The 11386-nt window shown below is 52.8% G+C and carries 9 protein-coding genes; 4 read left to right on the forward strand and 5 right to left on the reverse strand.

Going from position 1 to position 11386, the window contains the following annotated elements; all coding sequences use genetic code 11:
- Positions 1 to 395: 395 nt before the first annotated feature.
- The 3 genes from QOS46_RS08955 to QOS46_RS08965 all read left to right on the forward strand — a co-directional run bounded on the left by QOS46_RS08955 (position 396) and on the right by QOS46_RS08965 (position 3417).
- Positions 396 to 1328, forward strand: a complete 933-nt coding sequence (locus QOS46_RS08955) for a sugar-binding transcriptional regulator (protein ID WP_333782973.1) — start codon at positions 396 to 398, stop codon at positions 1326 to 1328.
- Positions 1329 to 1460: 132 nt separating this feature from the next.
- Positions 1461 to 3026 (forward strand): autoinducer-2 kinase, encoded by a 1566-nt coding sequence (gene lsrK / locus QOS46_RS08960; protein ID WP_283609028.1) that lies wholly within the window; start codon positions 1461 to 1463, stop codon positions 3024 to 3026.
- A 31-nt stretch (positions 3027 to 3057) separates the two neighbouring features.
- The gene (locus QOS46_RS08965) at positions 3058 to 3417 is read left to right on the forward strand and encodes a cupin domain-containing protein (protein ID WP_283609031.1); all 360 of its coding nucleotides are present in this window, start codon (positions 3058 to 3060) and stop codon (positions 3415 to 3417) included.
- Between the two features lie 207 nt (positions 3418 to 3624).
- Here the strand turns inward: QOS46_RS08965 and QOS46_RS08970 are convergent, their stop codons facing one another.
- Positions 3625 to 4314 carry a metallophosphoesterase gene (locus QOS46_RS08970; RefSeq protein WP_283609034.1) on the reverse strand — a complete coding sequence of 230 codons (690 nt, stop codon included), beginning with the start codon at positions 4312 to 4314 and terminating at the stop codon, positions 3625 to 3627.
- 204 nt (positions 4315 to 4518) lie between these two features.
- On the opposite strand from QOS46_RS08970, the gene QOS46_RS08975 reads away from it, so the two are divergent.
- The gene (locus QOS46_RS08975; protein ID WP_283609036.1) at positions 4519 to 5865 is read left to right on the forward strand and encodes a D-alanyl-D-alanine carboxypeptidase family protein; all 1347 of its coding nucleotides are present in this window, start codon (positions 4519 to 4521) and stop codon (positions 5863 to 5865) included.
- A 97-nt stretch (positions 5866 to 5962) separates the two neighbouring features.
- Here the strand turns inward: QOS46_RS08975 and recG are convergent, their stop codons facing one another.
- The 4 genes from recG to QOS46_RS08995 all read right to left on the reverse strand — a co-directional run bounded on the left by recG (position 5963) and on the right by QOS46_RS08995 (position 11264).
- The gene (recG, locus tag QOS46_RS08980) at positions 5963 to 7990 is read right to left on the reverse strand and encodes an ATP-dependent DNA helicase RecG (protein ID WP_283609038.1); all 2028 of its coding nucleotides are present in this window, start codon (positions 7988 to 7990) and stop codon (positions 5963 to 5965) included.
- Between the two features lie 23 nt (positions 7991 to 8013).
- Positions 8014 to 9714, reverse strand: coding sequence for a DAK2 domain-containing protein (locus tag QOS46_RS08985; protein ID WP_283609040.1), 1701 nt, complete (start codon positions 9712 to 9714; stop codon positions 8014 to 8016).
- Positions 9715 to 10110: 396 nt separating this feature from the next.
- On the reverse strand, positions 10111 to 10371 hold the full coding sequence (locus QOS46_RS08990; RefSeq protein ID WP_283609042.1) for a stage V sporulation protein S: 261 nt from the start codon (positions 10369 to 10371) through the stop codon (positions 10111 to 10113).
- A gap of 119 nt (positions 10372 to 10490) precedes the next feature.
- The gene (locus QOS46_RS08995; RefSeq protein WP_283609043.1) at positions 10491 to 11264 is read right to left on the reverse strand and encodes a TIGR00282 family metallophosphoesterase; all 774 of its coding nucleotides are present in this window, start codon (positions 11262 to 11264) and stop codon (positions 10491 to 10493) included.
- Between the last annotated feature and the right edge of the window lie 122 nt (positions 11265 to 11386).

Here is an 11386-nt window from a genome sequence, read left to right on the forward strand (position 1 = left end):
ATCTGTGCGATTATCATACGATATTTTCTTTGCATTGTCAACGGGGTTTTTCTTTCCCAATCGAAATATATTAGATAATATTCATTCTATTTTTGCTTGTTTTTTTCAAATTTAAGCGATAAAAACAATAAAAAGTACATAACTGTGTGAATTAAAGCGAATTCTAAAACCATATATTATCAAAAAAAATTAATAATTGACAGCTAAACGCTTTGCTGATATACTTGAAATCAAGAACAAAATATTTTATTAGTAACATTTGTTTTGTTTTGATACAGATGTGATACCACTTCTCATAAGGCGGGCCAATCCCGGTTTTCCTCCCGGGGGGAGAAGCATCTTGACGCTCCCCCCGCCGGGAATGGTATGATAGGAAAGCAAAAACAACTCTGGAGGTGCTTCATTTGAATTATGAAGATGTTCTCGTCGTGAAAACTGCCTGGTACTATTATGTGGAAAACATGACCCAGCAGAAAATCTCGGAACGACTGGGAATCTCGCGCATGCGTGTAATTAAATTATTGGAAAAGGCCCGACAGGACGGCGTCATCCAATTTAAAATACACCAGGACGGCGTTCAGCGCATGGAGCTGGAACGGCAGCTTTCGGAAACATGGAGCCTGAAGGACACTTTTATTGTGCCCACTCCGCCGGATACAGCCGATGCAAATAAAACCATTGCGCAGGCCGCCTCGATGTATGTAAGCGATAGAATCACTGAGCATTCGTTTATCAATATGGGCTACGGCGATACGCTCAGCCGAGTACTGAACCATCTAGCCACGCTGAGTGAGTTCCCCGTTTCAGTCGTTTCGCTCACCGGCGGTGTCAATTATTATCTGCCAAACACCCAATCGCATATTTTTAACGCGAAGCTTTACCTTTTGCCAGCTCCTCTGCTGGTATCTTCCCCCGAAATGGTGAAAGCTATGATGCAGGAGCCTTCCGTAACCGAAATTATGCGCATGGCAAAGCTTGCCTCTATGACACTGATCGGTATTGGCGGCATGGCCGACAACGCGACGATCCTGACCAACGGGATCGTCAGTAAAAATGATTTCTTTTATCTTTCGATGCGCGGTGCAGTTGGCGACGTGCTCAGTCATTTCATTGACAAAAACGGCAACCCGGTTCACACCGGCATTGAAGACCGCCTGATCAGCACCCCACTAGACACTCTGCGCCAGCTGGACAATGTGGTTGGCGTGGCGGCCGGAGCCGACAAGGTGGAGGGCATTCGCGCGGCACTGCGCGGAAAATATCTGGATATTCTCATCACCGACGAAGAAACCGCACAGGCGCTCATCGACGGTGAAACGGCAGAATAAAGCAAGGTATCCTATCACTCTTCCTCCGCAGAAAGCGCAGGAAGAAGCAAACCTCTTTTTCAGCAACAATCGTATCGTGTGTTTTGAAAGCATCTTTGTATGGAAAAACGTTCAGACGGGAGGAAATCGGAAATGGCGCACAATTATCTGATGGCGGTGGACGCCGGTACCGGCAGCGTAAGAGCTGTGCTGTTTGATCTGGAAGGAAACCAGGTTGACGTTGTGCAGCAGGAGTGGGATCACAAGGAAGACCCCAGATACCCCGGCAGCATGGATTTTGACTGGGTTCATAACTGGGAGCTCGCCTCGGGCTGCATTCGCGGTGTTCTGGAAAAAACCAGGATTGACCCCAAGGAGCTGGCGGCAATTTCTACCACCTGCATGCGGGAAGGCATTGTTCTGTACGATGCCGCGGGACAGGAAATCTGGGCCTGCGCCAACGTGGATGCCCGCAGCGAGGATGAAGTGGTGGAGCTGATTCGGCGGGACCCGGAAATGGAAAAAGAGCTATATCTCGAATCCGGGCAGACCTATGCGCTCAGCGCTCTGCCCCGTTTAATGTGGCTGAAGAACAAGATGCCGGAACTGTACGAAAAAACTGCCGCGGTGGGCATGTTCAACGACTGGCTGATCTATAAGCTGACGGGCGTTCTGGCTGTGGAGCCAAGCAACGGCTCTACCACCGGTATTTTTGATTTACAGAAGCGTAGCTGGGACCCCACCATTGCAGAAAAATGCGGACTGCGTACCGACATCTTCCCCGCTGTGACAGAGTGCGGCAAGGTGGTCGGCTCCGTCAGCGAAGCGGCTGCAAAGCAGACCGGCCTGGCAGCGGGAATTCCCGTTGTGTCTGGCGGCGGAGACGCACAGCTGGGTAGCATCGGCGTCGGCGTGGTCAGTCCGGGGCAGGCTGCGGTGTTCGGTGGCAGCTTCTGGCAGTACGAATACAATACCGCAAACGGCAAAACAGACCCCGGCTGCCGCGTGAGAGTTAACTGCCACGCGATTCCCGGCGTTTGGCAGTACGAAGCGCTGGCCTTTAAGCCCGGCCTGGTCATGCGCTGGTTCCGCGACGGATTCTGCGAGCTGGAAAAGCAGCAGGGCGAGGAAAGCGGAAAAGACCCCTATTACCTGATGGACAAAAAGGCCGCCGAGGTGCCCGCCGGGTGCTACGGAATGATGTGCACGTTTTCAGACGTGATGAATTTCATTCATTGGCAGCATGCGGCCCCCACTTTTACCAACTTTGAGCTTGACCCCCAGAAATTCAATCGCTATACATTCTACCGCGCCATTCTGGAAAACACGGCGATGGTCACAAAGGGCCATCTCGATCTGGTACGGGAAGCCACTCAGAACATGCCGAAGGAAATCATCTTTGCCGGCGGCGCCTCCAAAAGCCCGCTCTGGTGCCAAATCCTTTCCGACGTACTGGGGCTGCCTGTGAAGGTGCCTGTGGTAAAGGAAGCTACCGCACTGGGTGCGGCCGTTCTGGCCGGTGTGGGCGTAGGCATTTACAGTGACGCGGCAGAGGCCGCGCAGAAACTGGTCAAATGGGATCGTGAGTATCAACCTAACGCGGAAGCCCACGCCCTTTACCTGCGGATGTATGAGCCTTGGCACAAGGTATACACAGCGCAGCTGGAGCTGTGCCGCGAAAAACTGACAAAACCAATGTGGAGCGCTCCCGGCGTATGACCACTTACTGAAGAAAGGATGCAATAAACTTATGTATATTATTGATGAAAAAGAGAAGGAATACCGTTTCGGCGACAGCGGCCCCAAATACCTGATGAAAGGCCCGCGCATGAACTTTGCGCTGGTGCAGTTCCAGCCCGGCCAGGATTTTAAGGCTCATCTGCATAACATTATGGAAGAAAACTTCTATATTATCGAGGGCGAAATCGACATCGTGGTAGACGGTGTGGTGCATCACCTGACCCCCGGCCAGTTTATCCATATTGAGCCACACGAAACGCATTACTGCATCAACAATTATGACAAGCCGGTGAAAATGGTTTCTACCCTGGCCCCCTACCAGGAGGTTGACAAGGTGGAGATCGAAAATTATACCTACAACGGGAAATAGCGGGATTTCTCCCAAACTTTTCATGAGCATAAATATACGGCAGGGGAACGGAGCGATCACCGTTCCCCTGCCGTATATTTGCTGTGTGATAAACCTGCGCTCACCACACTTTATCATCAGTCACCTGAAGCATTTCGTTCCATAAAAACAAAAACTCCGTCACCTACCAAAGGCAGAGGACGGAATCAATGGCTTTTAAAAGCGAAATTACCGATAGTGTGAGCCTCCGCTCCGTCCATCGACCTTCTCCACCTGATCAAACAGACAGATATGGCTGCCCGTAATACCGCGGTTGATATGCAGCGAGCCAAAAAACCATTTCTCGAATTTTATCGAACGGATCAAGCCCTCAAAGTACATCTCCAGCGGGCTGATCTGATGCTCTTCGTCAATCAGCGCACGCATGCGCGGCGACGGCTCGTGAGTGACAATGTAGTCCACATGCATCTGATGCTCCCGCAGATTGGTAACCCCCTCTTCCATCTCCTCACGGCTTGGCATTTCCTGCGGCCACCACCGGCCTACATCTTTATACATCTGCCGCTCTTTGCTTTCTCCGCCGCCAAAGGTAAAAAATGTTTTGCCCTCCAATGTGAAAACCTGCCCGCGCATCAGGTGGTACAGGTTGCCGCTGATCTGCTGTACCTTCCCCCCGTTCCACTCGGTAACCGGGTACTTCTCCAGAAGCTCGTAGTTTTCATGCGCACCATCTACAAACAGAATATTATATTTTCTCGACCCCAGCTTTTTCAGAATTTTTTCTTCACTACTGTCACCATTCCACAAAAAGCCAAAATCGCCGCATACAATCAGGCTGTCTCCGCGCCGCAGGCGCCGTACCTCCGGGGACTGGAACCGTTCCAGCTCGCCGTGAGTGTCTCCCGTTAGATAAATCAAGACCGCTCCCGCCTATCTCTTAAAAATTTGTGTTTTTTCTGAATCATTCTTTATCTTTTCACATTTAGCTGTTATACTTAATTGAATCAAACTTTCTGTTCTCCCCCGTCTTTGGCGGGGGAGAACATCCGGTTTAAAGTGGACGAATGATAAAACAACCATTTTTTCTTTCCATCATCATATCACATTGGAGGCCATTTTTCCATGAAAAAAATGCTAACACCCGTACTGACTTTTTTGCTGACTTTTTGTGTCATTTTCTCGTCGGCTCCGGTCTCTGCGGCGGCATACAACATAGATTTTACACTGAATTCCGAAGCGGCTCTGCTGGTGAATCTCGACACCAACACCGTTGTATTTGAGCAGAACGCCGACAAAAAAATGGAGCCCGCCTCCACAACGAAAATCATGACGTTTATTGTGGCGTCCGAACATATTAAAGATTTAACCGGTACCAAGATCACGGTGAAAAAATCGGTTCTCGACGAGCTTCAGGGAACCGGCAGCTCGCTTTCCGGCGTTCTGGTGGGCGAGGAACTGACCGCCCTCCAGCTCCTCAACTGCCTGATGGTCCCCTCCGGTAACGACGCCGCCATGGTGCTGGCCGATTACGTGGGCGGCGGCGACATCAGCAAATTTGTGGATATGATGAATGAAAAGGCAAAAGAGCTGGGCTGTGAAAACACTCACTTCGCAAACCCGCACGGTCTGCATAACGAGCAGCACTACACCACGGCGCGCGATCTGTACACCATTTCAAAATACGCCATGACGCTGCCTTACTTTACCGACATCACCTCGCAGACTCGCTACGAGCTGGCGGCCACCAACAAATACCCCAAGCCCCGTACTCTGGTAACGACCAACTATCTGACCGACCGCTACACCGGCGGCGACTATTTTTACAAATACGCCAAGGGCATTAAGACCGGTTCGCATGATCAGGCCGGGTACTGCCTGGTTTCCACCGCGATCAAGGATGGCTACAGCTACATGGCGGTCGCGCTGCATGCGCCGAAGATCGACTCCAAAGGGAACACCATTACCACCCGTGGGGAAATGATCGATTCTAAGAAGCTGTATCAATGGGCTTTTGATAACCTTCAAATCAAAACTGTTGTGGAAAGCGGCACCAGCGTGGGCGAGGTAAAGCTCGATTACGCCTGGAACAAGGATAAGCTGCTGCTGGTCGCCGAAAAAAGCTACGCCACCATCCTGCCAAAGGGCGTTTCCGCCTCAAGCGTTCTGATTACCCCGAAGCTCCCCGAAAAAGTGGAGGCTCCCGTGAAAAAGGGACAGGTTGTGGGTACTGCGGTACTCAGCTACGCCAATCAAGAGCTGACAACCATTAATCTGGTGGCCTCCGAATCGGTGGAACGCAGTGAGCTACTGCATTCCGCAGATGTCGTCAAAAAGATCGTTACCTCCGTCTGGTTCCTTGTGATTGCCGGCATTATTGTGGCGCTGGTGATCGTTTACCTGGTTCTGGCGCTGCTGTATAATAAAAAACGCAAACGTCTGCGCAAGGTAAAAAAATACCGCGATATGTAAAAAGCAAGGCATTGCCTGCTCTTGTTTTCAGAGGGGCACACAATCGTAATAAATCAGGCTTCTCACAGCGGCAAGCTGAGAGAAGCCTTTTCTTTCCCTATTCAAGCACGGAAAACAACTGGCGCACCTCGGCCCGCAGGCCACGATGCTCCGCACACTCCAAAGCTGGGTCGCGTGCAAGCAGTTCCTTCGCTTCCCCCTGCGCAAGCTGCAACAAGGCAAAATCGGCGCTCATATCCGCAATTTTCAGCTCTGGCAGGCCATGCTGGCGCGAGCCGAAAAAATCACCCGGGCCGCGCAGGTGAAGATCCTCGTCCGCAATCTGGAAGCCGTCGGTTGTTTCGCACATCACGCGCAGGCGCTTCTGTGCTTCCTCATTCTGCGCATCCGACACCAAAATACAGGTGGATTTCTCTGTACCGCGCCCAATGCGCCCCCGCAGCTGATGCAGCTGGGAAAGGCCGTACCGCTCCGCGTTTTCAATCAACATCACTACGGCATTCGGTACATCCACGCCAACCTCCACCACCGTTGTGGAAACGAGAATATCCGTGCGCCCGGCGGCAAATTCCTCCATGGCACGCTCCTTTTCCGCGGGGCGCATTTTGCCGTGCAGAACGCCTACCGTGTTCGCGAAAAACCATTTTTCCTGCAAATCCTTAGCATACTGCGTAACGGACGCCATATCGCTCTCGCTGTCTTCAATCAGCGGGCAGATGATATAGCACTGCCGCCCGGCGTCAATCTTCTTTCGAATAAAGCCAAACGCACGGGCTCGCTTTGCGCTGTCGATTACATACGTCTCGGTTTTTTGTCGCCCCGGCGGCAGCTCATTCAGCACCGAAACCTCCAGATCGCCGTAAATCATCAGCGCCAGTGTGCGCGGGATCGGCGTGGCAGACATGACAAGGATATGGGGATGATCGCCCTTTTGGGTGAGGGCAGCACGCTGTGCCACACCGAAGCGGTGCTGCTCATCCGTTACAACCAGCCCAAGCTGGCGAAACTCGACTGTTTCGTTCAGGATGGCATGCGTTCCCACCAAAAGATGGATGCTTCCCTGTTTTAGCTGAAGCAGCAGCTCGCGCCGTTTTGCAGCTGAAACAGAACCGGTGAGCAGCGCCACACGCAGGTGGAACGGCTCAAAGAAGTTCCGCATCGTGTCATAATGCTGGCGGGCTAAAATCTCTGTGGGCGCCATAAATGCCGCCTGCATTCCCGAGGCAATCGCACTGTGGCAGAGCGCGGCGGCCACAGCGGTTTTTCCGCTGCCGACGTCGCCCTGTAAAAGCCGGTTCATCGGGTAATTACCCTGCATGTCCGCAATACATTCCTCCACAGCCTTTTTTTGCGCGTTTGTCGGCGTAAAGGGCAGCGAGCGGAAAAACTCCGCAGAAGCGTCCACCTCCAGCCGCAGGGAGGTTTGCTGTCTTCCCCGATTTTTCAGGCGCAGCAGCCCGAGCTGAAGCACCAATAGCTCTTCAAAAATCAGTCTGCGCCGCGCCTGCTCCAACGATTCTCGGTCTTTTGGAAAATGGATGTTCTCCAGCGCAAAACGAAGCCCACACAGCCGGCAGGCGCTGCGCATCGGCTCAGGCAGAGGGTCTGGCAGGGGTTTAGGGAGCATCCCCAGTGCGGCGCGCACCGCAGTGGATATCTGGCGCGAGGTAAGCCCCGCCGTCTGACGGTAAACGGGGCGCAGGGGCAGGGGGCGATCCGCCGGCATAAAATCCGGCGAAGCCATCTCGCGGCGCAGAAACGATCCGCTCACCTTGCCGCGCAGCAAATAATCCTTGCCCTCGAGCAGCAGATTTTTGATAAACGGATTATTGAAATAGGTAATCTGCACATCATGATGCCCGTCGGTAGCCCGCAGCTTATACAGCGTCATCCCGGAACGGATACGCTGCTCCGACACCGGCGATACAGTGGTAACGCGAACAACGCACACCTGCTCCGCCGGAGCCTCGGCGAGTGGGACGGGATGGCTCCAATCCTCGTAATCACGGGGATAAAGGCGCAGAAGAGCGCCGACAGTAGGCGCCCCCAGCTTAACAAACAGCCGGGAGCGCTTTTCGCCGACGCCCTTTAATTCCTGAATATTTTTCTGAAACAGCGATGCCATGGCAAATCTTCTCCAAACAGAAGTTATTCCACGGAAACGATAAAGTAGTACACCGGCTGCCCGCCGTCTACCAGCGTAACCTCTACGTCGCCGCCGATCTTAGACTTAATGCGATTATACGCATCCTGCGCCTGGCTTTCGGTGATGTCTTTCCCGTAAATCAACGTGACAAAAGAGGTGGTGCGGCTGATCATGGAACGGGTCAGCTTGACAACGGTATGCACCGGGTCCTTCTCGATCATATCGAGCTTGCCGTTTTTCAGACCGAGAACATCGCCCTCTTTGATACGGTGCCCGCCAAATTCAGAATCGCGGGCGGCAAAGGTAACCTGGCCGGTTGCAACGGAGCCGGCGGCCTCCATCATGATGACTGTGCTGCGCTCGACAGATACCTCAGGGTCGTATGCCAGCATCGCAGAGAGGCCTTGCGGGATCGTGCGGGTAGGCAGAACAACCACCTTACGGTCTTTGACGAGCGGAATGGTCTGCTCCGCCGCCATAATAATATTTTTATTGTTCGGCAGTACCATCACCGTCTTGGCCGGAGTGGCAAGCACGGCCGCCATAATATCATCGGTGCTGGGGTTCATGGTTTGACCGCCGCTTACAACCTGAGCGCAGCCAAGATCCATGAACAGAGAACGCAGGCCTTCTCCGGCGGCAACCGCCACAAAGCCGATCTCCTCTTCGGGCTCCGCGATTTTGGGCGCATCGGGGAGGGCCTCTGCGGGAGCCGGAGCTGACCGGTTATTTTCAACAGCGATGCGATGCTGCTCCTTCATATTCTCAATCTTCACCGTCAGCAGCTGGCCGTATTCCAGTGCCTTCTGCAGCGCGTTGCCGGGGTTTTCGGTATGCACGTGTACCTTGATGATCTCTTCGTCATCCACCACCACAACACAGTCGCCGATTCCCTCAAGGAATGGGCGCAGGTCTGTCTGCGGGTCGGTTTCAATCTCGGAATCACGGCCCACGATGAACTCTGTGCAATAGGTAAACGTGATCTCCTGGTCAAACTCCGCGGCCACGTTGCGGTGGAATTCCTCCGCCGCACTCTGAACGCCCGCGGCACCTGCGCCGGTACTGGACGTATTCTGCTCGCTGTCCAAAATCACGCCGTCCTGAAAGACGGAAAGCATTCCCTCGAAAATCAGGCACAGCCCCTTTCCTCCGGCATCCACAACGCCAGCCTTTTTCAGCACAGGCAACAGCTCAGGCGTTGTTTCCAGTGCTTCGTTTGCACCCTTGCAAATGGCGGCCCAAACGCTTACGGCTTCGTCATCCAACTCGACCGCAGCCTGTCCCTTTTCGAACGCGACGCGCGACACCGTCAGAATGGTTCCTTCGGTAGGCTTCATCACCGCTTTATAGGCGGCATCCACGCCAAGACCCAGGGCCTTGCACAAATCGGCGCCCGTAGCCTGCTCTAAGCCCTCAAGCCCTTTGGAGAAGCCGCGGAACAACAAAGAAAGGATCACACCGGAATTTCCGCGCGCCCCCCGTAGCATGGCAGAAGCGACCGTGTGGGCAACAGCGCCGATTCCGGCGCTTTCGTCCGACTTTTCCAGCTCTCTGGCCGCCGCTGAAATTGTCATGGACATATTGGTGCCGGTATCCCCATCAGGAACCGGAAAAATATTCAGCCCATCCACCAGAGCCTTGTTCCTGACAATATGGTTGGCGCCGGATAATATGGCGCGCTTTAATTCAGCTCCATTGATCAATTGTGTCGCATCTCCTCTTCAATTGAAAATTTTAAAAGGGAAACTGCCTGAAAAGGCACTGCAGTTCCAAAAGATTTAAAATTCATATAAAACGGAAAACTGCGGGCCGCCTGTGCGGAAACACCGCAGAGTAACAGAGCATCGGAACCGATGCTTGGTATATTATAACATATTGTTGACCCGGATTCAATCCATTTATTCCCCAAGGGCGCGGCGGCATTGAAAAAACAAGCCTGTAAATAGGATGCCCCCGAAAAAAGAAAAGCCACGGGATGACAACGCACCCTGTGGCAGATCTAAAACGGAATTCTCTAGGGTCTTCAAAACCAGGCCCCCGATCCGCTTCTATTCTCTTGGTCAGTTCCGGCGCCGCAGAACTTTCTGGCGGCGAAACCATTACCGCGGCTCTACAATCAGCTTAATGGCGGTTCGTTCGTCGCCGTCAATGGTGACGCTGGCAAAGGCGGGGATACACACAATGTCAATCGCGGACGGTGCAAGATAACCGCGAGCAATCGCAACTGCCTTAATGGCTTGATTAGAGGCTCCGGCACCTACTGCCTGCACCTCTACGGCACCGCTTTCACGAATCACACCTGCAATAGCCCCAGCTACGGAATTGGGTGAAGATTTTGATGATACTTTTAATACTTCCATTTTTATAACCTCCCGCCTCTAAGTTGCACCTCTATCATAAAACAAAAAATAAGATTTGGCAAGAGATTTTTTGTTGAAATAAATCATAAAAAATTATAAGAGTATCTAACATTTGTGAATTATGTCTTTATTTGCACCCTTTCAACAGAAACTGCGTTTCCTTTTCGAACATCTACGGAGAAAATTGCGCCTGCCATTTGGCAGGGACCGTCAGCCACCTCGAAACGAACCGGCATGTGGGTACGCAGCTTTTGAATTACAAGCTCAGGCTTTACGCCGAGCACAGAATGGATCGGGCCCGTCATCCCGAGGTCGGAAAGAAACGCGGTTCCCTGTGGCAGCAGCTGCTCATCGGCCGTCTGCACATGCGTATGTGTGCCAAATACCGCAGAAACCCGGCCGTCGAGATAATACCCCATCGCACCCTTTTCCCCAGTGGCTTCCGCATGAAAATCCACAAGGCGCACCGGCGGCAGATCGGGGTCGCTTAGAATCCGATCGATCGTGGCAAAGGGACAGTCGAGACTATCCATGTACGAGGTCCCCATCAGGTTGATCACCGCCACCTGCACGCGGCCAAGGTCCACCACGCATACGCCATGCCCAGGCACGCCGCCGGGAAAGTTTGCGGGGCGCAGCAGGGTTTCGCACCGGTCGTACAGCTCATAGCTTTCTTTGCGGCGAAAGCTGTGGTTGCCGGTTGTAATCACATCCACACCGCTGGAGAGCAAAAACTCCGCTGAGGTTGGAGTGATACCGTTTCCGTCGGCGGAGTTTTCGCCGTTGGCAATCACCAAATCGATCTGTTTTTCCTTTTTCAGGCGGGGCAGCTGTTCGCGCAGAAAACGGCAGCCAATACTGCCCACAACATCGCCTATTGCCAAAATGTTCATTTATTTCACTCTTTCTATCTGTTGAGAATACAGTGTTACTAAGGAATTGTCCGTTTTAAAGTGTATGGGCTATCCTTAGGATTATTCTACACCATCTGCGGAAAATAACACAAGGGGCAGCG

The organism is Faecalispora anaeroviscerum (genome assembly GCF_947568225.1).
GTDB classification, from domain to species: Bacteria; Bacillota; Clostridia; order Oscillospirales; family Acutalibacteraceae; genus Faecalispora; species Faecalispora anaeroviscerum.